Source organism: Picosynechococcus sp. PCC 8807 (assembly GCF_001693295.1).
Lineage (GTDB): Bacteria > Cyanobacteriota > Cyanobacteriia > Cyanobacteriales > MRBY01 > MRBY01.
On sequence record NZ_CP016483.1, the window covers coordinates 2,895,645 to 2,919,030 of the forward strand.

24 protein-coding genes and 1 tRNA gene are annotated in these 23,386 nt (G+C 50.8%); 18 read left to right on the forward strand and 7 right to left on the reverse strand.

Going from position 1 to position 23,386, the window contains the following annotated elements; genetic code table 11:
* Window positions 1-35: 35 nt before the first annotated feature.
* From AWQ24_RS13885 to mutY, 3 genes are all read left to right on the forward strand, one after another.
* Window positions 36-1,025, forward strand: a complete 990-nt coding sequence (locus AWQ24_RS13885; RefSeq protein ID WP_065717155.1) for a methyltransferase domain-containing protein — start codon at window positions 36-38, stop codon at window positions 1,023-1,025.
* Between the two features lie 116 nt (window positions 1,026-1,141).
* Window positions 1,142-1,214: transfer RNA gene (locus tag AWQ24_RS13890), tRNA-Glu, on the forward strand.
* Between the two features lie 67 nt (window positions 1,215-1,281).
* Entirely contained in the window at window positions 1,282-2,331 is a 1,050-nt protein-coding gene (gene mutY, locus AWQ24_RS13895) for an A/G-specific adenine glycosylase (protein WP_083993545.1), read from the forward strand.
* Here the strand turns inward: mutY and AWQ24_RS13900 are convergent.
* Together AWQ24_RS13900 and AWQ24_RS13905 are read right to left on the reverse strand one after the other, a co-directional pair.
* A complete protein-coding gene (locus tag AWQ24_RS13900; protein WP_041443673.1) occupies window positions 2,328-2,825 on the reverse strand; it encodes a YchJ family protein in 498 nt (165 codons plus the stop codon). The two genes, mutY and AWQ24_RS13900, sit on opposite strands and share 4 nt — an antisense overlap.
* A 56-nt stretch (window positions 2,826-2,881) precedes the next feature.
* Window positions 2,882-3,331 carry a hypothetical protein gene (locus tag AWQ24_RS13905; RefSeq protein ID WP_065717156.1) on the reverse strand — a complete coding sequence of 150 codons (450 nt, stop codon included), beginning with the start codon at window positions 3,329-3,331 and terminating at the stop codon, window positions 2,882-2,884.
* A 110-nt stretch (window positions 3,332-3,441) separates the two neighbouring features.
* Here AWQ24_RS13905 and selD point away from each other — a divergent pair, with 110 nt between their 5' ends.
* Window positions 3,442-5,637, forward strand: a complete 2,196-nt coding sequence (gene selD / locus AWQ24_RS13910; RefSeq protein ID WP_065717157.1) for a selenide, water dikinase SelD — start codon at window positions 3,442-3,444, stop codon at window positions 5,635-5,637.
* On the opposite strand, the gene AWQ24_RS13915 is transcribed toward selD, so the two are convergent.
* A complete protein-coding gene (locus AWQ24_RS13915; protein WP_065717158.1) occupies window positions 5,634-7,034 on the reverse strand; it encodes an ABC transporter substrate-binding protein in 1,401 nt (466 codons plus the stop codon). The two genes, selD and AWQ24_RS13915, sit on opposite strands and share 4 nt — an antisense overlap.
* Before the next feature lie 70 nt (window positions 7,035-7,104).
* Window positions 7,105-7,335: a hypothetical protein gene (locus AWQ24_RS16305; protein ID WP_157096876.1), complete on the reverse strand. Its 231-nt coding sequence runs from the start codon at window positions 7,333-7,335 to the stop codon at window positions 7,105-7,107.
* Between the two features lie 78 nt (window positions 7,336-7,413).
* Here AWQ24_RS16305 and AWQ24_RS16775 point away from each other — a divergent pair, with 78 nt between their 5' ends.
* The 6 genes from AWQ24_RS16775 (at window position 7,414) to AWQ24_RS13945 (ending at window position 12,908) form a co-directional block, all read left to right on the forward strand.
* Entirely contained in the window at window positions 7,414-7,563 is a 150-nt protein-coding gene (locus tag AWQ24_RS16775; RefSeq protein ID WP_397428277.1) for a GIY-YIG nuclease family protein, read from the forward strand.
* Window positions 7,564-7,939: 376 nt separating this feature from the next.
* Window positions 7,940-8,302 carry a photosynthetic/respiratory NAD(P)H-quinone oxidoreductase subunit C gene (ndhC, locus tag AWQ24_RS13925; RefSeq protein ID WP_012308340.1) on the forward strand — a complete coding sequence of 121 codons (363 nt, stop codon included), beginning with the start codon at window positions 7,940-7,942 and terminating at the stop codon, window positions 8,300-8,302.
* The gene (gene ndhK, locus AWQ24_RS13930; RefSeq protein ID WP_012308341.1) at window positions 8,293-9,024 is read left to right on the forward strand and encodes a photosynthetic/respiratory NAD(P)H-quinone oxidoreductase subunit K; all 732 of its coding nucleotides are present in this window, start codon (window positions 8,293-8,295) and stop codon (window positions 9,022-9,024) included. The genes ndhC and ndhK overlap by 10 nt, the downstream gene beginning before the upstream one ends.
* Window positions 9,025-9,027: 3 nt before the next feature.
* Window positions 9,028-9,552 carry an NAD(P)H-quinone oxidoreductase subunit J gene (locus AWQ24_RS13935; RefSeq protein WP_012308342.1) on the forward strand — a complete coding sequence of 175 codons (525 nt, stop codon included), beginning with the start codon at window positions 9,028-9,030 and terminating at the stop codon, window positions 9,550-9,552.
* 173 nt (window positions 9,553-9,725) lie between these two features.
* On the forward strand, window positions 9,726-10,643 hold the full coding sequence (locus tag AWQ24_RS13940; RefSeq protein WP_065717159.1) for a hypothetical protein: 918 nt from the start codon (window positions 9,726-9,728) through the stop codon (window positions 10,641-10,643).
* 210 nt (window positions 10,644-10,853) lie between these two features.
* On the forward strand, window positions 10,854-12,908 hold the full coding sequence (locus AWQ24_RS13945) for an iron uptake porin (RefSeq protein WP_065717160.1): 2,055 nt from the start codon (window positions 10,854-10,856) through the stop codon (window positions 12,906-12,908).
* Between the two features lie 119 nt (window positions 12,909-13,027).
* On the opposite strand, the gene AWQ24_RS13950 is transcribed toward AWQ24_RS13945, so the two are convergent.
* Complete coding sequence (locus AWQ24_RS13950; protein WP_065717161.1) at window positions 13,028-13,510, reverse strand: GNAT family N-acetyltransferase; 483 nt, start codon at window positions 13,508-13,510, stop codon at window positions 13,028-13,030.
* Window positions 13,511-13,573: 63 nt separating this feature from the next.
* The gene (locus tag AWQ24_RS13955) at window positions 13,574-14,191 is read right to left on the reverse strand and encodes a response regulator (RefSeq protein ID WP_030007748.1); all 618 of its coding nucleotides are present in this window, start codon (window positions 14,189-14,191) and stop codon (window positions 13,574-13,576) included.
* A 296-nt stretch (window positions 14,192-14,487) separates the two neighbouring features.
* Between AWQ24_RS13955 and AWQ24_RS13960 the strand changes: the two genes are divergently transcribed.
* Window positions 14,488-15,942 (forward strand): ammonium transporter, encoded by a 1,455-nt coding sequence (locus AWQ24_RS13960; RefSeq protein WP_065717162.1) that lies wholly within the window; start codon window positions 14,488-14,490, stop codon window positions 15,940-15,942.
* A gap of 205 nt (window positions 15,943-16,147) precedes the next feature.
* On the opposite strand, the gene AWQ24_RS13965 is transcribed toward AWQ24_RS13960, so the two are convergent.
* Window positions 16,148-17,191, reverse strand: a complete 1,044-nt coding sequence (locus AWQ24_RS13965; protein ID WP_065717163.1) for a fatty acid desaturase — start codon at window positions 17,189-17,191, stop codon at window positions 16,148-16,150.
* 53 nt (window positions 17,192-17,244) lie between these two features.
* On the opposite strand from AWQ24_RS13965, the gene AWQ24_RS13970 reads away from it, so the two are divergent.
* The 7 genes from AWQ24_RS13970 (at window position 17,245) to AWQ24_RS14000 (ending at window position 23,385) form a co-directional block, all read left to right on the forward strand.
* Window positions 17,245-17,469 carry a hypothetical protein gene (locus tag AWQ24_RS13970; protein ID WP_045442321.1) on the forward strand — a complete coding sequence of 75 codons (225 nt, stop codon included), beginning with the start codon at window positions 17,245-17,247 and terminating at the stop codon, window positions 17,467-17,469.
* Between the two features lie 89 nt (window positions 17,470-17,558).
* Window positions 17,559-17,876 carry a TMEM165/GDT1 family protein gene (locus AWQ24_RS13975; protein ID WP_012308349.1) on the forward strand — a complete coding sequence of 106 codons (318 nt, stop codon included), beginning with the start codon at window positions 17,559-17,561 and terminating at the stop codon, window positions 17,874-17,876.
* A gap of 79 nt (window positions 17,877-17,955) precedes the next feature.
* Window positions 17,956-18,243 carry a TMEM165/GDT1 family protein gene (locus AWQ24_RS13980; RefSeq protein WP_030007751.1) on the forward strand — a complete coding sequence of 96 codons (288 nt, stop codon included), beginning with the start codon at window positions 17,956-17,958 and terminating at the stop codon, window positions 18,241-18,243.
* A gap of 92 nt (window positions 18,244-18,335) precedes the next feature.
* Window positions 18,336-19,547 carry a M20 family metallopeptidase gene (locus AWQ24_RS13985; protein ID WP_065717164.1) on the forward strand — a complete coding sequence of 404 codons (1,212 nt, stop codon included), beginning with the start codon at window positions 18,336-18,338 and terminating at the stop codon, window positions 19,545-19,547.
* A gap of 4 nt (window positions 19,548-19,551) precedes the next feature.
* Window positions 19,552-20,202 carry a cupin domain-containing protein gene (locus AWQ24_RS13990; RefSeq protein ID WP_062436245.1) on the forward strand — a complete coding sequence of 217 codons (651 nt, stop codon included), beginning with the start codon at window positions 19,552-19,554 and terminating at the stop codon, window positions 20,200-20,202.
* 142 nt (window positions 20,203-20,344) lie between these two features.
* Window positions 20,345-22,003 (forward strand): EAL domain-containing protein, encoded by a 1,659-nt coding sequence (locus AWQ24_RS13995; RefSeq protein ID WP_065717165.1) that lies wholly within the window; start codon window positions 20,345-20,347, stop codon window positions 22,001-22,003.
* Between the two features lie 137 nt (window positions 22,004-22,140).
* Window positions 22,141-23,385: a VWA domain-containing protein gene (locus AWQ24_RS14000; protein ID WP_065717166.1), complete on the forward strand. Its 1,245-nt coding sequence runs from the start codon at window positions 22,141-22,143 to the stop codon at window positions 23,383-23,385.
* The last annotated feature ends 1 nt before the right edge of the window (window position 23,386 follow it).

Below are 23,386 nucleotides of genomic sequence, written 5' to 3' on the forward strand. Positions count from 1 at the left end.
AGCCCTTTTTGCCGCAGTTCACGCAAACTCAACCCATGAATATCTTGCTCCTTGCCCTGGGGATTAGTGCCACAATTTTGGCGATCGCCCTCATTAGCTATCTGCTGACAGCCCGCCGTTACCAATCTGCCGACACCGTCGCCGACTCCTACGACGAATGGACAGAGGACGGCATCCTGGAATATTACTGGGGCGAACACATTCACCTTGGTCACTATGGCAACCCCCCGAGGGCGAAAAATTTCCTCAAAGCCAAGGCAGATTTTGTCCATGAGATGGTGCGCTGGGGCGGTTTGGATCAATTACCCCCTGGAACCAAAGTGCTGGATGTGGGCTGTGGCATCGGTGGCAGTAGCCGCATCCTCGCGCGAGACTATGGCTTTGACGTAACTGGGATCACCATCAGTCCCAAGCAAGTGGAGCGGGCAACCCAACTTACGACCCCAGGATTGACTGCGAAATTTGCCGTTGATGATGCGATGAATTTATCCTTCGCCGATGGTAGCTTTGATGTGGTTTGGTCTGTAGAAGCTGGCCCTCATATGCCCGATAAGGCGATTTTTGCCCAGGAACTGCTTCGGGTACTGAAGCCCGGTGGAAAATTAGTTGTCGCCGACTGGAACCAACGGGACGATCGCCAAATTCCCCTCAACTGGTGGGAAAAACCCGTGATGACCCAACTCCTTGACCAATGGGCTCACCCGAAATTTTCGAGCATCGAAGGCTTTTCGGAACTGCTAGAGGAGACAGGTCTTGTTCAAGATCACGTGATTAACGCCGATTGGAGCCGAGAAACCCTTCCTTCCTGGTTGCACACAATTTGGGTCGGCGCAATTCGGCCCTGGGGTTGGCTGCAATACGGTCTACCCGGTTTTATCAAGTCAGTACGGGAAATTCCGACCATTCTGCTCATGCGCCTAGCCTTTGGTACGGGCCTGTGTCGGTTTGGGATGTTCCAGGCGGTGCGGGGCGAGGGCAACCCAGTGGCTGAAAATCGGACAACCCAGCAGGCCATTTCCCGTTAGATGAATCCTCCCAAAAAGTTTTGGGAAAAGGGTTGACATCTCAAAATTCTTCAGTTAGATTGTATAACTGTGAGTCGCAAGCGAAACAAACAGAAACGCTTCTGCTCAGTCCGCAAGCCCCCATCGTCTAGTGGCCTAGGACACCTCCCTTTCACGGAGGCGACAGGGATTCGAATTCCCTTGGGGGTACTAAACCTAAAGAGAGCTTCAGTTTTGGCTGAGGCTCTTTTTGCATTAAGGGAGAATTTTTTTGACCATGGTAGCCCTGTGGACACCGGAAAATCTGACAGTGATGCGGCGATCGCTTTTGGATTGGTACCAGCGGGCGGGCCGTACATTACCCTGGCGCAACGAACCGGATATTTATCGGGTCTGGATTTCGGAGATCATGCTCCAGCAAACCCAGGTAAAAACGGTGATTCCCTACTACGAACGGTGGTTAGAACAGTTCCCGACGGTGGAAGCCTTAGCCGCAGCGGATTTACAGGCTGTTTTAAAGCAGTGGGAAGGGTTGGGATATTACGCCCGGGCGCGGAATCTCCACCAGGCCGCGCAACAGGTGGTGACGGATTTTGCAGGGCAGTTTCCTGAAGATTTAGACAAGATTCTGCGCCTCAAGGGAATTGGGCGGACGACGGCTGGAGGCATTCTCAGTTCGGCTCGCAATTTACCGTTAGCAATCCTCGATGGCAATGTGAAACGGGTTTTGGCGCGGTTAATTGCCCTAGAGGTGCCGCCTGCTAAAGCGTTGAATGAACTATGGGATGTTTCAGAAAACTTGCTCGATCCAGAAAATCCCAGGGATTTTAACCAAGCTTTGATGGATTTGGGGGCGACCCTCTGCACGGCGAAAACCCCAGCTTGTCCCCGCTGTCCTTGGCAAAACCATTGCACTGCCTATCTCAAGCATCAACCGACGGATTTTCCCCGCAAGGCCCCGAAAAAACAAATTCCCACGAAAAAAATAGTGGCGGCGATCGCCTTTAATCTGGAGAATCGAGTTTTTATCCAGCAGCGGCCCCAGGACGGACTTTTGGGAGGCTTGTGGGAATTTCCGAACCAGGAAGGCAATATTCAGCCCTTACTCACGGATTTATTTCCGGGGGCACAATACGAACGCCGTTTAAACACGGTTTTTCATGCCTACACCCATTTCAAAATCCAGGTGGAACCGCAAATTTATCGGGTAAATTTATCGGGGGCAGGCTGGGTATCGCTCCAAAGCCTCAAGGATTATCCTTTCTCAAAAGCCCATCTCAAAATTATTGAACAGTTGCAAGATCCTCAACTAAGCTTGCCCCTTTAGCGTTTCTTGCCGTGGCATTGTTTAAATTTTTTGCCACTGTTACACCAGCAGGGTTCATTTTTCTTCGGTTGTAGGGGCGGCAGAATGTCCCCTTCGAGGTAAAACCAGCGGCCTTTTTCTTTAATGAATTGCGATCGCTCGTGGAGTTGCCCCACGGTTTTTCCTTTCTGGTAAACGGCGACAAATTCCACCATGCCCGTTTCGTCCTGGGGTTGGCCCGCTGCCGTCGCGAGAACAGTTAAACTCAACCAAGAAACGCTATTCGCCGTTGCCGTAATCAATTGGCGACTATTGGCAGTATGGCGGCTGGGATGTTCCGTCTTCAGCAGGTAATCCACATCCCGAAAACAGTAGGCGGTGTAGCGCGATTGCATCAGGGCTTCGGCGGTGGGGGCAGCCAGTTGACCTTGAAGATAAGGGGCACAACATTGGGCCAAAGGCTTTTGACTGCCGCAGGGACAAAGACGGCTAGGGCGATCGCCAGAAATTAACACAGGCAAACAATGGGAAAGAACGGTCTTATTTTACCGAGCTACCGAATTCTAAAAGTTTATTTAAATGGTGTAAGCCAGCCCTGTTGCCTCCCGAAATTCAACGCCAAAGCCGTCAAACCAAAGACCACAAAATTTTCGCCACAGGCCGCCACAAAGGGCCAACCCTTTTGGGCGATCGCCGATCCCGCATCCACCAGGGCTACCCCCCGCACCAGGGCAAACGCCGCAATCACCCCAGCATTTAATTGGGGATTATCATCGGTGCGCACCGCATAGCGGTAAGTCAGGGCAAACAGGGCACCGGATAGGGCGGAAGTACCCAGATTAACCAGCAAGGTGAGGGTGCCAAGGCCGCCCCCAAAATTTAAGGGCAACCCCTCAGAACCAACCAAACGATGGAGTAGCAAAAGTCCGAAGCTCAGTAATCCAGCAGTCACACCACCGGCGATCGCCGTTTTTAAAGAAGCAATGCGTTCGGCAGCAGAAAAACGAGAAGAAGTTGTCATGGGGGTCAATGGCGGTGATTTTTATTGATTTTAAGCGTTCTGACCTTGGCTTGCGGTAGGGTAGCAAGCAGCAGCTTTTTCATCGTTTCCGGGGCCTGGGATTTAAGAAAATGAGTGATCTTGTTTTTGTTGGGGGGGGTCATAGCCATGCGATCGCCTTAAAAATGTGGGGGATGCAGCCGCGAGCCAAGGCGCGGTTAACCTTGATCAGTAATGTCACCTATACGCCCTATTCTGGGATGTTGCCGGGCTATGTGGCGGGTTTTTATGGCTACGAAGAAACCCACATCGATCTACGGCGCTTGGCCCACTTCGCCCAGGCAGACTTTTTAAAAGATCAAGTGATTGGCCTTGATCTTGACCAAAAAGTTGTCCATTGTGAAAATCGTCCCCCTGTCCGCTTTGATTACCTTTCCCTGGATATTGGTAGTACCCCGGCCACGGAAACGATCCCTGGGGTAAAAGCCTATGCGATCGCCGCGAAACCTGTCCCCCAATTTCTCGACGCTTGGCAACGAATTCTCGACACAGCAAACCAAGCGCCTGATCAACCCCAACGGATCATCATTGTCGGGGGCGGGGCTGGGGGCACAGAACTCGCCTTTAATATTCACCATGCCCTCAGCCAACGTTTAGCTTTGCCCGAATTATTAGAGTTGCACCTCGTCCACCGGGGCCAGCAACTTATGGGCACCAACCAAAATCTTGAAGTCAGTCGCCAAGCGCAAAAGCTGCTGCAACAGCGGAATGTCCAAGTCCATCTCCAGGAAACGGTCGTTGAAGTGACACCTACGGGGGTACGGTGTCAGTCGGGATTGGTGCTGACAGGCAAAGTGATTTGGGTGACCCAGGCAGCAGCCCCCTCTTGGATCAAAGAAAGCGGTCTGCAAACTGATAACCGCGGTTTTGTGTTGGTAGATCAAACCCTGCGATCGCCTTCCCATCCTTTTGTGTTTGCCGCTGGCGATATTGCCACCATGCGCGACGAACCGCGACCCAAAGCGGGGGTTTTTGCGGTGCGCCAGGGGAAACCATTACTGCGGAATTTACAGCGGGTTATCCTGGGCGAAACATTAGAAGCCTACCATCCCCAAAAACGTTATCTTGCGCTCATTGGCACGGGGGACAAACAGGCCTTTGCAACCTGGGGAAAATTGAGTTGGCGATCGCCTCTGTTGTGGCACTGGAAAGACCACATTGATCGCAAATTTATGGCGCAATTTGCCGACTTGCCTCAGATGTCCCGGACAAGCAAATTTCCAGCCCAAGAACAACCTAAAATGTATTGTGCTGGTTGCGGTGCTAAGGTCAGCAAAGATATCTTAGCGAGCAGCTTCAAGGGCTTAAACTTACCTACCCATGCCGATGTGATCGTCGGTCTAGATCAACCCGATGATGCGGCGATTATTCAAATTCCCAGGGACCAACTCCTCGTCCAAACCATTGATTATTTTCCGAGCTTAATCAACGATCCCTTTCTACTTGGCCAAATTGTCACCCATCATTGCCTGAGCGATCTTTACAGTATGGGTGCAACTCCCCACAGTGTTCTCGTCCTTGCCACATTGCCCCACGGGAAAGCGAGGGTACAACAGGGAATGTTGCAACAATTGCTGGCAGGGGTTGTCGAAATTTTAAATCGGGACAATATTGCTTTAATTGGCGGCCATACCAATGAAGCGGATCAACTGGGGCTGGGCTTGACCTGCAATGGTTTGTTGCAAAAAGACGCAATTTGGCGCAAAACTGAGCTAAAGCTAGATCAGCTGTTAATTCTAACGAAACCTTTAGGGACAGGCACTCTTTTCGCCGCAGAAATGCAAGGACAAGCCAAAGGACATTGGCTCGATGGGGCGATCGCCTCGATGGTGCAGTCCAATAAAATAGCGGCGGCGATTTTACGAAACCATGGGGCCACGGCCTGTACCGACGTGACTGGGTTTGGACTAGCAGGCCATCTTCTGGAAATGTTGCAACCCAGCGGTTTAGGGGCTGAAATCTACCTTGATCAATTGCCTATTTTGGAGGGGGCCAGGGAGACTCTGCAACGGGGTTTAACCAGTTCCCTCGCGCCCCAAAACCACACCGCCGAACAGTTTATTCAAGTCACCCCAGCTCAACGGCAACGGCCAGACTATGAATTACTTTTTGACCCCCAGACCTCCGGCGGACTCTTGGCGGCGATCGCCCCAGAAAATGCCCACACTTGCCTAAAAACATTACAAAGTGGAGGTCATCCCCAAAGCGCGATCATTGGTCGGATTGTTAAGTCCCCCGTAAGCCAAGCCCAGATCAGCATCACCTAGGGCACTGGCACAAAATCATAGCCAAAGCCCGACCGTTCCCCTGGTTGGACGGTGACCATTTCCAAGGCCTGGTTGCGATCGCCCGACGGCAAAAATTGAATCGTTTGGGCTGCCCCCGCTGCGGAAAAATTTGGATTAGCGAGAATTTGTTGCAAACCTTGACGATCGGGTGTGGCACTTTGTTGAATCCCGGTCATGAGGGCGATCGCCGCATCGTAACTCAGGGCTGTGCGCCAGTTCACATCACCCCCCCACAGAGCGCGGGACACCTGAGGAAAGGTGCCATTGGTATGGTTCAAAATGTGCCAAGGAATCGCCACCACCATATCCACGGCATCGCGCCCACCAATTTGTAGGGTTTCTGGCTTGTAGAGACTATCCCCAGCGACAATAGGCAACTGATTTTCATTCACCTGGATGATCTGGAGCGCTTGGTTGAGGGTCGGGGTATCGGTGACGAGGGCGATCGCCGTTACCCCTTTATTTTTCGCGTCCGTGAGAGCTTGGGCACCATTAAATCCCCCTGGACTCACATCCACCTCGGCCACCACGGTGCCACCACGGGTAAAGAGTTCTGTGGTGAGGCTGTCCTTGAGGGAATTACTATAGCCACTGGTACTGTTAAAAAACACCACTACCTGCCGCTGATTCAGACGCTCTAAAAGATAGTTGGCCAGGGCTGTCCCCGTGAAGCGATCGCTGGGCACCGTCCGAAAAATATAATCCCCTGCCGTGGAGAGGGACACCGCCGTACTCGTGGGGGAAATCATCACCAGGTTCTCGGCCTCATAGATTTGGGCCGCCGCCAAACTGGTATCACTACTAAAATGACCCACCACCCCCAAAATGTCCGCTTGATCCGCGAGGGCTTGGGCCACCTCAGCGGCGATCGCCGGATCCCCATCATCATCAGCAAGTACCACCAAAAATCCGCGACCCCCATCGAGGGCTTCCTTCTGGGCCTGGGCTACACCCCGCAAAATTTCCTTCGCGCCGCTTGTATCGGTATCCACTGGTAAAGAGACCACTACGGCGATCGCCTGGGGATTGGCAGTTTGCTGGCGGATTTTTGCGTTATTCAGATAAATCAAAGTTTCAGGATCGTTAGGACTGATCTGGAGAGAAGCTTGAAAGAGCCGAATTGCTTCCGGAAAATCTCCTGTTCCATAGGCCGCAATTCCCTGTTCTTTTTCCGGTTGGCGATCGCCTTGGAGCAGTAACCTTTCCCCTCGACTAAGGCGATTTGCGGTTTCCCCCTGGCCAATTACATCTCCCAGGGAAGTCGGCAACTGGAGAGATTGATTTTGTTGGAGAAACCACCAGCCACCAGCGCCCAATAACCCCAAGGTGATCACCAAGGCTCCCAACAATGCCGCCGTATCATTCTTTTTCGCCATGGCTTTTTTCTCCTCTACTACCGAATGCCTCTACTGTGATTGTGCCGAAAAATTCCCTCAAAACGTTGCTTCATAGCCGAAGAAACCATAAATCTTTTTGAATGACGTCTTTTTGCCTCTTATCCAGTTGATCTGGAATCGTTGGATCTGTCGGCAAAAATTCCAATGCACCGGAGGAAGAACCATTACGCAAACCAGAGGAGACTTTAAAGGCGATCGCAGAGCTTGACCAAGAGAGTGCAGAAATTTTGGCTAGTATTGGGTCGATGTTGGGTTTGTCGCTGGTTTCGGCTTCGCTCAACCAGCTTTTAAGACAGATGAAGGCTGAGCGGAGTCGAAGCCCGATCTTTTGACAACAAGGAGTTCAACTATGCCCCATATGTACATTTTGGAATGTGCCGATGGATCGTTTTATACGGGTAGTACGAAGGATTTAGAGCGGCGTTTATGGCAGCATCAAAATGGGCAGGGGGCTAATCATACGAAGAAACGTTTGCCTGTTAAATTGGTTTATGCAGAATATTTATGATCATGTAGCCAATGCTTTTTATCGGGAGAAGCAGGTGCAGGGTTGGAGTCGGGCGAAAAAGTTAGCTTTGATGAATAGCGATTGGGATCGTCTTCATGTTTTGGCGGAATGTCAAAACGAGTCGCATTACCAAAAATGAAGAATTAACGAGGGCTGACAAATTAACGAGGGTTGAGCATTGTCGAAGCCCGGTCGCTGGTTTTGGCTCCGCTTAGCCAGTAAAGGCGATCGCCTCCAGTACAAGAGCGTTCCAATCCTCAACTCTCACTTATGTCATTGATTAGGAGCATCTACCTATGATCCCGCCGGGATAGGTTTTATACTGGATAGGACATAAAAATTCCAAGTCAAAAAACTGCGAGGTATTACAACACCAGTGTTTGTCCTCTCCGGCTATGAATATTTCCTAGGCTTTCTCATCGTCAGTAGCCTAGTCCCGATCCTTGCCCTCACCGCATCGAAACTGCTGCGTCCTAAAGGGGGCGGGCCTGAACGCAAAACCACCTACGAATCAGGGATGGAACCCATCGGCGGCGCGTGGATTCAATTCAACATCCGCTACTATATGTTCGCCTTGGTGTTCGTTGTCTTCGATGTGGAAACCGTTTTCCTTTACCCATGGGCGGTGGCCTTTAACCAACTCGGCCTACTTGCCTTTGTTGAAGCCCTCATTTTTATCGCAATCCTCGTGATTGCCCTTGTGTACGCCTGGAGAAAAGGAGCCCTTGAATGGTCATGAATCCGACATCCTTTGAACAACAGCAAACCGAAAAACTGCTCAACCCCATGGGGCGATCGCAGGTCACCCAAGATCTCTCGGAGAATGTCATCCTCACCACCGTTGATGACCTCTACAACTGGGCGCGCCTCTCTAGTCTGTGGCCGCTCCTGTACGGGACAGCCTGCTGTTTTATCGAATTTGCCGCCCTCCTTGGCTCCCGCTTTGACTTCGACCGCTTTGGCCTCGTGCCCCGTTCTAGTCCTCGTCAAGCAGATCTAATTTTGGTCGCTGGTACCGTCACCATGAAAATGGCCCCGGCCTTGGTGCGTCTTTACGAAGAAATGCCCGAACCGAAATATGTCATCGCCATGGGCGCTTGCACCATTACCGGCGGGATGTTCAGTAGCGACTCCACCACTGCCGTTCGGGGCGTGGATAAGCTGATTCCGGTGGATCTGTATATTCCCGGTTGTCCCCCCAGACCAGAAGCCATCATTGATGCCATTATCAAATTGCGCAAAAAAGTTTCTAACGAAACCATTCAAGAACGGTCTTTAAAAACAGAACAGACCCACCGCTACTACAGCACCGCCCACAGCATGAAAGTGGTAGAGCCAATTCTCACCGGGAAATATCTGGGCATGGATACCTGGAATAACCCCCCGAAAGAACTCACCGAAGCGATGGGAATGCCTGTTCCCCCTGCACTGCTGACCGCAAAACAAAGAGAGGAGGCCTAAGCGATGGCAGAAGAAAATCAAAACCCCACCCCCGAAGAAGCCGCTATTGTCGAGGCGGGTGCTGTCTCCCAATTGTTGACAGAAAACGGTTTTAGCCACGAATCCTTAGAGCGAGATCACTCTGGTATCGAGATTATTAAAGTCGATGCTGATCTCCTAATTCCCCTCTGCACTGCTCTCTATGCCTTTGGGTTTAATTATCTCCAATGTCAAGGGGCCTATGATTTGGGGCCAGGCAAAGAATTGGTGAGTTTCTACCATTTGCTGAAGGTCGGAGACAACGTGACTGACCCAGAAGAAGTCCGCGTTAAGGTATTTCTACCGAGAGAAAATCCAGTGGTACCTTCGGTGTATTGGATCTGGAAAGGGGCCGACTGGCAAGAGCGGGAAAGCTATGACATGTACGGCATTGTCTATGAAGGACACCCCAACCTAAAGCGGATTTTGATGCCGGAAGATTGGATCGGCTGGCCGCTGCGGAAAGACTATGTTTCCCCTGATTTTTACGAACTCCAGGACGCTTATTAAGGTCTACCGAACAGCATTGACGGCTTGGAATTTATTGTGGCACCTCCTAGATGGGGGTGTTTTTTTATTTTGTAGCTTGGGGGAGACTACAACATTTTCTGAACTTTTGGGTCAGTGGCCCAACGGCGTTGCCTACCATTTGAAAGAAAACTCCTGAGAATTTAGAGATAGCAATGGGTATCAAAAAGGCGATCGCCACTTTTTTTATTAGCACAGCACTTTTTCCCCTAGGCTTCAGCAGTGGTGCCCAGGCCGAGGTCGCAACTCTAGAATTTGATTACGAAACCCCCGATCACTCTGGAAGTATTACCAGCCAGGGAGTAACGGCGAATCTCAGCTATGCCGAACAAACCAATCCAGAGGGCTGGAGCAACTATGTCCCGACTTTGACCATTCAGGTGGATGAGCGAGAAGTGTTACGGCGGACAGAAGACAGTTCCTTTATGATGTATAGCCTGGTGCAAATCGCGGAGATGGATCCTAATAATGACTTCCCAGAGGTGATTTTTTCCCAATATTCCGGTGGTGCCCATTGCTGTGCCATGGTGCAAATTTTCACCCAAAATCCCGACAACAATACCTGGGAAGTGGTCGATTTAGGGGCCTTTGATGGGGGGCCAATTCCCGTCGAAGATCCCGATGGCAATGGTATTTATGAATATGTCACCAGTGATAATCGGTTTCTCTATCGCTACAGTAGCTATGCTGGCAGTTTTCCGCCCGTGCAAGTTTGGCAGCTAGACGGTTTAACTTTACAGGATGTCTCCCAAGAAGAACGGTTTTACCCCCTCCACCGGGAACGACTCCAAGCGATGTGGGCCGCGATTCAAAATGCAGAAACAGAAGGCTATGAAGTGAATGGGATGCTGGCGGGCTATGTGGCGACAAAGGCCATCCTCGGTGAAACCCAAGCGGGCTGGAATTTAATGCTCAATCGCTACGACAGAACCAGTGATTGGGGCCTCGAAGAATGCCGGGGCAATTTTGATGATCAGGGCAATTGCGAGGGGGGCTTATTGACCTATGATTCTTTCCCCGCCGCCCTCAAAGACTTCCTAGAAGAAGCAAATTATTTATCCACACCGCTCTAGCGATAGAACAATGATTAAAACTTCAGATTTCATAATTTTGGCGATCGCCATCGTGAATTTCTGCTGATTTAAACTTGACGACAGGACATCACTTTATTCAAAAAATTAAATCTTTCTATGGAGTGATGAAGCACTCAGTTGTTATGTGTAATATGTGCGAAACACATTGTTGTTCAAGATTTATGTGACAATTTGTGTGAGGAGTCCTCTATGAAAACATCTATCGCCCTTTGGCGTGCATTACCTATTGCTGCGGCGACAGCCGGGATGTCTTTGGCCAGTCCCAGTACAGTCCAAGCAAACACAGCGCTTCTTGATCAAATCAATCACTACACTCAAGATGACCTTGCCCAGGTTAATAGCGTTTTCCAGCTTAGTGATGTCTCTCCCTCTGACTGGGCCTTTGATGCACTGCGTAATCTCGTTGAAAACTACAACTGTATCGTTGGTTATCCTGATGGTACATTTCGCGGTAGCCGTCCCCTCAGTCGTTATGAATTTGCGGCTGGTCTAAACGCTTGTTTACAACAAATCGAGCGGATGATCCAAAGTGGTGGTTCTGAAGTAACCCCCGAAGATCTTGCTGCACTCCGTCGTTTGATTAATGAATTTGAAGCGGAACTGGCTACCCTCGGTGCCCACGTTGATGATCTCGAAGGTCGCGTTGAATTTCTCGAAGATCACCAGTTTTCCACAACCACGAAGCTCAAAGGAGAAGTCATTTTTGCAGTGACCGATGCTTTTGGCGATACTAACCCCCTTGATGATTCTCTAACTTTTTACACGGAACGAGTCGGAGACGAAGGCGGTGAAGGCGAAGACGGCGGTGAAAATGGAGACGCTGAGTCACAACAAGGCGGTAATCCTGATTCGATCCCCCTACGCCTCGGTGAACTTGTTCTTCCTGTAGATGCCAATCCCCCCACTAACCCCCGTTGGGGCGCAATTATTGGCGAGGGTCAGTTGGCAAGGGCGGTTCGTTCTCGGATTAATCTGCTTTTGATCGAAGAAAGTGAACTCATTAGAGATTTTGACGAAACGGGTAATCCATTTTTCAAGGGAATCGATGCCTACCAAGGTACAGGGGGCGTAATTGCTTTCCTGAATGATGTAGAAAATCTCTTAACTGATCCCCGCGTCAATGATGTCGCTCGAAATGTTGGCGGCCCTGACCCGCTCACCGAGGAAGAACTTGATCTTGTCAAGGCACAATTCAAAGACTATTTTAGTGAGCAGACCGTTGATGATGATGACACCCAAACGGTTTTCCAAGACCGAGTTCGTCTGACCCTAGAAACCAGTTTCACTGGCAAAGATAAACTCATTACGCGTCTTGCGGCAGGCAATGCAGAGGCCTTGCTGGATTCTTCTGCGGGGGGCATGGGTCTACAGACATTTAACCTTGGTAATACTGGCGGGAATGATGTTATTGTCGATTGGCTCGCTTACTATAGACCGTTGGGTGAAAAAGGCAATCTTTACATTGCGGCGACTGGTGGGATCCATAGTGATTATGTAAACAGTACCTATAATCCCTACTTTGAAGACTTTGATGGTGGCAATGGTGCGCTATCTACCTTTGCTTCGGAAAGCCCGATTTATCGTATCGGTGGTGGCGCTGGGGCCGCTCTAAGCTTTAATTTCTCTGACAGTATTGGTGCAAGTCTTGGCTATCTGGCAGACAATGCGGCAGATCCGACGGAAGGTAATGGTTTATTCAATGGTGAATATGCAGCTCTGGCTCAATTAGATTTTAATCTTGGCGATCGCCTAGGTTTAGGTTTGACCTATGTCAATAGCTACCACACAGGAGGGAATGCCATCTTTGATGCAGGCGGCGGCACCCCAGTTGTCGGTACTTTATTCGGAAACTATGTCGATACCACCGTTGAGGCGAACAGCTACGGAGCACAGGTTGCCTTCCAGATTTCTGACAAAATTTCTCTTAGTGGCTTTGGGATGTACACCGATGCTAATGATGTAGAGATTTACAGTTATGGTGGAGGACTCGCATTTGCCGACCTGGGTAAAGAAGGGAATGTGCTTGGTATTTTTGCGGGGGCACCTCCCTATAGTGATGGCGAATCTGGCGGACTACTGAGCGACAATAAAACGCCGCTTCACATTGAAGGATTTTATAAGTACCAAATCAATGACAATATCTCGATTACACCGGGCGTGATTTGGTTGAATAATTCTGCTGAAGGCGCTTTTGGTGAAGATAGTGCCTGGATCGGTACCCTTAGAACAACGTTTACCTTCTAAGGTTCTGATCGGAGCAGTACGACTCAAGTTTTTCCGAACACATTGACTTAAATTCTGGGCCTCATCTTTGGTGGGGCTTTTTTCTTGTTCCAGAAGCGCACAGGTATTTATTTTTGAGATCAAAGTTTTTTTATATAAGCGAGGTCACAGCGGGCGGTTTCGACATCGGTCATCGGTTGATAGCCTTGGCTTTCATAGAGTTGAACCGCTTCCTTGAGAACAGTGACAGTTTCGATCCAGATTTCTGCAAAGCCCCGGTTGGCGATCGCCTTTTCGAGTTCCTCCAGGAGATATTTTCCTAAACCCTGGCCCCGCACTTCAGGCAGAAGGTACATCTTGCGGATTTCGACGGCCTTGTTGCCTTTAGGAATGGAGTAGTAGGCGGCAGTGCCGACAATGGTTCCGGCCTGCTCGATGACCCAAAATTCCCCACCCTGCTGCCAATAATAGGTTTCGATATTAAATAATTCCTCGTCGGCTCCTTCCGGTTCCCAAGGTAAACCGTACTCTTTTAAAACCTGTTCAATGACCTTGGCCGCATCGGCGCGATCGCCTGGTTGCCAATCCCGTACCCAAAATTTATCTCGCCAAACTTGATCCATGGTACAAAGCCTTAACCTGAGGCGAAGCTATTATGCCATGGTTTTTATTGATCGCTCTGGAGTTTAATAATCGCGGCCTCGATATTTACGGGTTTTGGGGGCAGGGGCTTCCGGTGGTGGTGAGGCAACGGTCGGCGCGGGCGGTTTTAGTTCAGGTGTATTTGAAGACACGACAGGGGGAGCAACGGGAAATTCTTGACCCGCTTCTAACTCCCGTTTCAGTTCCATGATGCAGGTGACGAGGGTATTGTTGACGATGTTGATATTTCCCAGCACCTTGGCGACAGTTTTGAGGCCACTGACGGCTTCGATCGCGATGCTATTGAGATCAAATTGAGGTAAAAGATCCGCTGCTCCATTGGCGATCGCCGTTTCTCGATCAGCCGGGGCCACCTTACGGGTTTGGGCCGCAATTAAAATCACTGGAATCGGTTGCTCAAAGCTTTGCATCCACTGGCAAAATTTCGCCGTATCAAAGCTGGGTAGTTGTTGCTCTAATAAAATCAAGTTGGGTAAAGATTGTTGGGCCGCCGCCAAATCCAGGAGCTCTCCCTGCAGATCAACGCTGAAGGGCAAGATCACAGACTGTAGCCCTTGGGAATGGAGGATTTTTTCCCAGATGTTCCCCTGCAACTCCGCTTGATGGAGAATCACGATTTTATCGGCAATGTTCATCAGCATTGGTTTTTATGAATATCCATAGGGGTGTGCGGAGGGGCGATCGCCACAGGGTAGAAACCCAAGTGATGCAACGGATATGACTCAACGGCCGCTGAGGGCTTGGTGGGTAACAACATCCCCTGGGGAGATACAGCTCATTAAAAATTATCCTTGAGTCCAAGGTTCATCTTAAGGAGTATAAATTTTTTTCTTAGTGACGAAAGCTACATTTTGCGCGGCTTTAATGACGTAATACAAGATTATTACGGCAATACACTCATGGACCATAATTATGGGTTCTTCATTTTTATTTTGCTATGACTTTTTCATTTGATTCGTGGTTTCGGGGGCCTTCCCCTCGGCTTGGCTACCCATTTCGCCGCCAGGGCCGCTTATTGCTTTTGGCCTGTGTGTTACCGCTCCTTTGGCAGGGGGTGGCGATCGCCCAGGGTAGCGTTGGTGAAATTCCCCCAGCCGTTCAGGTCACCCTAGATACCCTCTGGGTGATTTTCGCAGCAATGCTCGTGTTCTTTATGAATGCGGGGTTTGCGATGTTAGAAAGCGGCTTTTGTCGGGCGAAAAATACCGTCAATATTTTGGCGAAAAACCTAATTGTCTTTGCCCTTTCGAGTCTTGCTTTTTGGGCGATCGGTTTTGCCCTGATGTTTGGCGATGGCAATGCCGTTTTAGGCTGGAATGGCTTTTTCCTTACTGGGGCAGATAATAGTCCCCTCACGGATTCGGCCTACAGTGGGATTTTTTCGTCCCTAAGCTGGGCGGGGATTCCCCTTTACACCAAGTTTTTCTTCCAATTGGCCTTTGCGGGAACGGCAGCCACCATCGTTTCTGGGGCCGTGGCGGAACGGATTAAGTTTGCTTCTTTCGTGATTTTTAGCCTGTTCTTAGTGGGATTTTCCTATGGTATTACCGGCCACTGGGTTTGGGGGGGCGGTTGGTTAGCGACCCTCGGTTTCTATGATTTTGCCGGATCAACGGTGGTACATTCGGTGGGCGGTTGGGCTGCTTTGATGGGGGTGATCCTCTTGGGGCCGCGCCTCGAAAAATTTGCTGGCGATCGCATCAATGCCATTCCGGGTCACAACATGAGTACCGCCACTTTAGGGGGATTAATCCTCTGGTTGGGTTGGTTTGGGTTTAATCCAGGTTCGACGATGGCCGCTGATCCCGATGCCATTAGCCACATCATCGTTACGACCAATATGGCTGCTGCCGCTGGGGCGATCGCCGCGACCATTACCTCCTGGATTCAATTTGGTAAACCAGACCTTTCGATGATCATTAACGGTGTCCTGGCTGGGTTGGTGGGGATTACTGCCGCCTGTGCCTATGTAAATGTTCCTTCGGCCATTGTGATCGGGGTGATCGCCGGGGTGATCGTGGTTTTTTCGGTGCTGACCTTCGAGGGTTTACGCTTTGATGACCCCGTTGGTGCTCTCTCGGTACATCTCGTCTGTGGTATCTGGGGCACTCTTGCTGTGGGTTTATTCAGTGTGGGTGGCGATGTTTACCCTTGGTATGCCGCCGATGCTGGCCCCAGCGCCGGATTATTATTCGGGGGTGGCGTTGCCCAACTGCTCAGTCAATTTATTGGCATTGTCGTGGTGGGTATGTTTACCGCTGGCTTTAGCTTCGCCATCTGGTTAGTCCTAGAACTGAGTATGGGCCTCCGGGTGAGCAAAGAAGAGGAGCTAGAAGGCCTCGATATTGGTGAACATGGTATGGAAGCGTACCACCGCTTCTTCCGGGAATAATCTCAGCACCTCCTTTCCTTAGGGACTCACCCTCTGCCTTCGGCACCTCCCTCCAGGGAGAATGTTAGGAGGCTCTTTAGCATCACCAACAAAATCTCCTTTAGAGGGGATTTTTTTTACATAAAAAACACCCTAAAACCTAGGGTGTCGAAACAAAAGCTCAGTCGGCAATATTTTCGTTTTTTAAAAAATTGTTTTACTGAAATTAGCGTTTTTGATGTTGCGCAAAGGAAATGTAATTGTGCTCAGCGTCGTAGAGGTGACATTGCTCGGTAATCGCTTTCATCAACTCCCAAGAAAATTTGGTTTCGTAGAGATATTCACCCCAATTTTGCTTGATGCTGGCGTAGGCTTTGCGGAGATTGTAGGAGGGAATCCCGGTGGAAAGGTGGTGGGGCACATGGACATTGATGTCGTGGCAAAGGACTTCAACCCACTTGGGATAGTCGCAATGGACGGTTCCAGACAGTTGGGCGATCGCCTCATTCCATTTGTCCCGGTAGCTAAAGGGAATTTCCGGTACGGTGTGGTGGACAAGGGTAAAGGTGCTCATCCAGAAATGATAGCCAAGCCAAGGCATCAGCCAGAATTTTACAACGCCCCAAACGCCGAGGGTGTAGAACATAACCGGAAAGGCGATCGCCCCAGCGATAATCACAAATAGGGCCGAAAAACGAACCTGCTCTCGTTGCTTCCCGGTAAATTGGAACCAGTTAAAGTGTAGTTTCAGTTGGTGAATCACTGAAGCAAGCCACCAGAGTTTGCCCCGGATCGCCCGGTAAACGGCTTTGATAAAGGCCGGAGAGTCATCGTATAGCTCAGGGGTAAAGGGAGCCCAGGCATTGTCCTCATCCATATTGTTGGTGTAGCGATGGTGATGATTATGGAGAATGCGCCAGCTATGGAAAGGATAAATGAGCGGCAAGAAAGCCAGGTGACCGACTAAATTATTGATCCAATTTTTGCGGGAAAAGGAGCGGTGGCCGCAATCATGGCCAATCACAAAAAAACCCGTTAGGGCAGTTCCAGTTAAAAACCAAACGGGTAAAAGTAAATACCAAGGGGCGATCGCCAAGAGGGCATAACAACCCACCACCGCCGCCACACTTAACAGCACCCTAGACCAAGCTTTTAGCGGATTTATTTCGTAGACGGAACGGGGCAATGTATCGAGGATATCCCGGAGCCGTAGATTTGGATGCTTTTCTAAAAGAGTTGTGGCACTAGGGCGCACAGTAACTGATGTCATTGATATTGTTTGCGAAATGTAACATGGTTTCTAAAGGTTATACCACGATCACTATGCAAGCGTTTTTTTTCGATTACCGGGTCTGGCTCTTGGCGAGTCTCCATTGTTTGATGGGGGTGATGGCGGCATTGGTCTCTTGGCGCAAGGGTTACAGCTTCCGGCGTTGGTTGGGTTGGGGCCTTTTGGGAGGGACGCCAACGCTCATTTTTGCCCTGGGGCGATCGCCTCATAATTCCCCCACCGATCCTGAGAAAAGTCCGCCGAACCATCCCCTTTAGCCTCCCTAGACTTTCACTTTTGTTTCATATTCACGAAACATACCTGATAAACTAAGCCATGGTTTTAAGCGAGATTTTCCCCAAGTAATATGACGGCCAGTCACCCCCCCAAACAGGAAAGACCCTGGAGTATTTGGACTGTTTTCGGCTCCACTTTTTTGACGATTTTCATTGCAGAAATGGGGGACAAAACCCAGTTAGCCACCCTCTTGATTTCGGCCCAAGCGGCTTCTCCTTGGGTGGTCTTTCTGGGGGCCGCCCTTGCCCTGGTCAGTACGAGCTTACTGGGGGTAATCATTGGCTATTGGCTCGCCCGGAAGTTGGCCCCCGATATTTTGGATATGTTTGTTGGCGTGCTGCTGCTCGTGATTGCGGGTCTTCTGATTGTGGATATGCTGGCAGCCTAATGCCTTTTCCCAGGGAACCGTTTCTGGTTTTTGATTAACGTGATTCACCGATAAAACAGTTTTCTCACCCATGGTAGATATCGATTGGCAATTACTAAGTCTCACTTTTATTACCGTCTTCTTGGCGGAGATTGGTGACAAGAGTCAACTGGCGGCGATCGCCTTAGGGGGCAGTTCCAAATCACCCATTGCCGTATTTTTTGGCTCCGTGACAGCCCTAATTACCACCAGTCTTTTGGGTGTCATTGCTGGGGGAGCTTTCGCTGCGTTTATCCCTGCCCAGATTCTCAAGGGTCTAGCGGCCATCGGTTTTGCGACCCTCGCCGTACGGTTACTGTGGCATCCGACCCCAGCAGACGAAGATTAGGCCTCTATTTCCCCAGTCCGCAGATCGACGGGAGAAAAAAGAATCTTCTACACTAGAAGGGCAGATTTTTACGCCCTTGCGTTGGGTTTCCCATGGTTGCCACCGTTAGCTTAGATGCCGTTCTCCACAAACACCGGATTCGTCCCACGATCCAAGCGCTCCAATCAGAAATTGTCCAGTGGCGTCGCCAGATCCACCAGAAACCGGAATTAGCGTTTCGGGAAAATCTAACCGCAGAATTTATTGGTCACAAGCTCACGGCATGGGGCATTTCTCACCAAACTGGCATCGCTGAAACTGGTATTGTCGCCCTCATCGAAGGTCATCAAAAGGGAAAAGTGCTGGGGATTCGCGCCGATATGGATGCCCTACCGATCCAAGAGGAAAATGAAGTGGACTATCGCTCCCAACATCCAGGGGTGATGCACGCCTGCGGTCACGATGGCCATGTGGCGATCGCCTTGGGGACAGCCAAATACCTCCAGGAAAACCGTGACAGTTTCCGGGGGGCTGTGAAAATTATTTTCCAACCCGCTGAGGAAAGTCCCGGCGGTGCGAAACCAATGATCCAGGCGGGAGTGCTTCATAATCCCGATGTGGATGCGATTATTGGCCTGCACCTGTGGAATAATCTTCCCTTGGGTACGGTGGGGGTACGACCAGGGGCGTTGATGGCGGCGGTCGAAAGCTTTGACCTGCGGGTACAAGGGAAAGGGGGCCATGGTGCTCTCCCTCACCAGACTGTCGATGCGATTGTGGTTGGGGCGCAAATTGTCGGGGCGCTGCAAACCCTTGTGTCCCGTATTGTGAATCCCCTCGATGCAGCAGTGGTTACGGTGGGCGAGTTTAAAGCGGGCCACGCCATGAATGTGATCGCCGATTATGCAGATCTCAAAGGCACCATCCGCTACTTTAATCCCCAACTGGAAAAAACCATTGGCGATCGCCTCGAAACCATCGTCAGCGGCATTTGCCAGAGCTACGGAGCCAGCTACAAATTAGACCATGTACATCTTTACCCGCCGACGATCAACGATCCCGCCATGGCCGAGTTGGTGCGTTCCGTCGCCGAGGCAACCATCGAAACGCCCCTAGGCGTGATGCCCGAATGCCAAACCATGGGCAGCGAAGATATGTCCTTTTTCCTGCGGGAAGTGCCCGGCTGTTACTTCTTCCTTGGTTCAGCGAACCCCTACTTTGATCTGGCCTATCCCCACCACCATCCCCGCTTTAACTTCGATGAAACAGCCCTGGGAATGGGGGTAGAAATGTTTGTCCGTTGTGTCGAAAAATTTTTAGCCTAACCCCATGCAACTCCACGCCAATTTAGAAGAACGAGTCGTCCTCGATACCAACGCTTTACCCTGGCAAGCCTCACCCATGGCCGGGGTCGAACGGCGAATGTTAGACCGGGATGGGGCCGAAGTTGCCCGTGCCACTTCCCTGGTACGCTATGCCCCTGATAGCTATTTTTCGGAACATACCCACGGCGGCGGCGAAGAATTTTTTGTCCTCGAAGGCACCTTTGCCGATGAACATGGGGAATATCCCCCCGGCACCTATGTGCGTAATCCCGTCGGTTCTAGCCACCGTCCCCACAGCAAAACGGGCTGCACCATTTTTGTGAAACTCTGGCAAATGGATCCGGCGGATCAAACTTTTGTGCGGGTGAATACCAAAGCTCAATCCTGGGTACCCGGCTTAGTAAAAGGTTTATCGGTGCTGCCGTTGCACAATTTCCAGGGGGAGAATGTTGCCCTGGTGCGGTGGGAACCGGGCACTTATTTTCAAACCCATCGCCATTGGGGGGGTGAGGAAATTTTTGTCCTGGAAGGAACTTTTGAGGACGAACAGGGCAGCTACCCCGCTGGCAGTTGGTTGCGCAATCCCCCTGATAGTATTCATACTCCCTTTAGTCGAGCAGGCTGCATTATTTATGTGAAAACGGGCCATTTGTAAGGCATTCATCAAATACCAGGGGGTTTTTGCGTTTTTGTGGGATCTCGCTTTGAAAATCTGTGCTAAAACCCAACATAGGTGCAGACACTATCATTGAGTAGCGTTAACCCATAGAACCGTAGGTAATTTTCCCCGGAGCCATATGACTTTTTTTTGGCAGAATGATGACCTGGCTACGGGTCAAGGGATCAGCTTTGAGCAGCCGATTTTCCTCGATGGCCAGATGCCTCTGACCGAGGCGATCGCCCTCATGACGGGCCAGGAAAAAGATTCTCCCCAAAGTTGTTTAATCATTACGGAGGGGGAACAAATGGTGGGAATTTTAACGGAGCGGGACTTGGTGCGGCTGTCCCTCTCACCGAAAGCGCTCCACCAAACCTTGGTGCGGGAAATTATGACCAGCCCGGTGGTGACCATTGAGCAGAAAAATTTAATTGACGTTTTTTCGGCCTATAACTTAATGCGACGACACCAGATCCGCCATTTGCCCGTCGTGGATGAACAGCAGCGTGTGATTGGGGTTACAACCCTCAGTCTATTGCGGCAGGCGTTACATTTGGGCTATTTTCTCCGGTTTCGGGAAGTGCGGGAGGTGATGTCTAGTCAAGTGATTTCCGCCCCACCAGAAACCTCTGTCCTCGAAGTCGCGCAATTGATGGCGAGGCGACGGATTAGCTGCATAGTGGTGGCCATCGAAGCTGGATATTTCATTAAGCCTATTGGTATTGTCACAGAAAGAGATATCGTCAAATTACAAGGCTCTGGTGCTGATTTAGAGGCCTTGGGCGTTGGGGAAGTGATGAGTGCGCCCCTCATCCAGTTACATCCTGCGGATTCCTTGGCGATCGCCCAAGAAAAACTCCAACGGCATCGGGTACGGCGGATCGTTGTTACCGGAAAAGACGGGGAATTACGGGGCATTTTGACAGAAAGTAATCTCTCGCAAATTCTCGATCCCCTAGAACTGTTCGGGATGTTGGAAATTTTGCAGCATCGAGTCAAACAACTGAGCGAAGATCGCGATCGCCTCTTACCCCACAAAAATCTTCACCTCCAGCAGGCCCTGAAAAACGGCGAATTTCTACTCTATTACCAGCCCCAACTCGACATCGAAAGCCAGCGGATCATTGGGGCGGAAGTGTTGGTGCGCTGGCAATCACCGGAACAGGGTTTGGTTTCACCGGGGGAGTTTATCCCCCTCGCCGAAATGACAGGCTTTATTGTGCCCCTGGGGGAATGGATCCTCAAGGCCGCCTGTACCCAAGCCGTCCAATGGCAACAACGGGGCCTGACTCCCTTGCAAATTTCGGTCAATCTTTCGAGTAAGCAACTACAAAGTCCCCAACTGGTGCCCTGCCTCAAGGCAATTTTGGCGGAAACAGGACTTGAGGCCCGCTGGCTCAAACTAGAACTGACCGAAAGTGCCCTAGTGGAGAATGTTGATTTTACGATGGCCCAATTTCGGCTGATTAAGGAACTAGGCGTGGCGATCGCCATTGATGATTTTGGGACGGGTTATGCCTCCCTGGGGTACCTGCAACATTTCCCCTTTGATATCCTCAAAATTGATCGCTGCTTCGTGGAAAATATTCACCAAAACCCTAAAAATGCCGCGATCACCAAAGCCTTGATCAACATGGCCCAGCAGCTTAACTTTTCGGTCGTCGCTGAAGGGGTAGAAACGGCTGAAGAAATGGAATTTTTGCGCCAACATCACTGTTACACATTCCAGGGGTTTTTCATTAGTCGCCCCCTGCCGACGGCGGCCTTCGAAACATTTTTAGCAAATTATCCAGCCTAAAACTCCGAATCATTACGAAACCCAGTCGTCGTTGCCCGTTCCCCGAGGGAAACAGTTATGCTGAAATTGCGAAAATATTTGCCTCTGTCTGCGGGGTTTGCCCCCAATAATTCACGCCTTATCAAGAAATAGCCATGATGCAAGTCGGACTGCAAGCGCTCCTTAGTGATGCCCATTTGGATGCCACCCAGGCCCAGAGTCAACGGCAACTCTCCCTCTCCATTGAGGCGATCGCCAGTGATTTCCAAGACGCCACCCTGCCGCTCAATCTTTGTTTAGTGCTCGATCACAGTGGTTCAATGGCTGGGCAACCCCTCCGCACCGTTAAAGAAGCCGCAATACAACTGGTTGACCAACTGCGGGAAGGCGATCGCCTCTCGGTGATTGCCTTTGATCACAAAGCAAAGGTGATTGTCCCCAACCAAGATGTCACGGACAAAGCCCACATCAAAGCCCAGATTGATCGCCTTGAGGCCGCCGGGGGCACCTGTATCGACGATGGCATCAAGCTTGGGTTACAGGAGCTGGCCAATAGCCCCGGTAAACGCGCCGCCCAGGTGTTTATGCTCACCGATGGCGAAAATGAACATGGCGACAATGGCCGCTGTTTGGAAATTGCCGCCGTCGCTGCCGAACATGGCGTCACCCTCAATAGTCTCGGTTTTGGCGAAAATTGGAACCAAGATGTCCTCGAAAAAATTGCTGATGCGGCCAATGGCAGCTTGGCTTATATTGAAACCCCCAATCAGGCCCTCACCGAATTTGAACGACTGCTCCAGCGCGCCCAATCGGTTGGTTTAACCAATGCCCAACTGCTTTTGCAACTTTCTCCCGGTAGTCGCTTGGCAGACCTCAAACCCCTCGCCCAGGTGGCCCCAGAAACCATCGAGTTGCCCGTGGTCAAAGAAGGCGATTTTTACGGTGTCCGCCTTGGGGATCTCTTAACCGAAGCGCCCCGGATCATTTTGGCCAATCTCTACATCGACCAACTGCCCCCCGGCCACCAAGCCATCGCCCAGGCCCAAGTCCGCTACGATGACCCGGCCACGGGCCGAACCCGACTCATCTCAGAAGCGATTCCGATCACCGTAGACGTCCAAGAAAACTATCAACCAGCCCCGAATCCGGTGGTGCAGCAATCGATTCTCGCCCTTGCTAAATACCGACAAACCCAACTGGCCGAAGACAAGCTCAAGGCGGGCGATCGCCAAGGGGCCGCGACTCTCCTCCAAACGGCAGCAAAAACGGCGATTCAACTGGGTGATACCAATGCGGCCACTGTCCTCCAGCAAAATGCGACCCAACTCCAAGGGGGCCAAGACCTCTCCGAAGGCGATCGCAAACGCACCCGCATCGCCGCAAAAACAATGATTCAACCTTGAG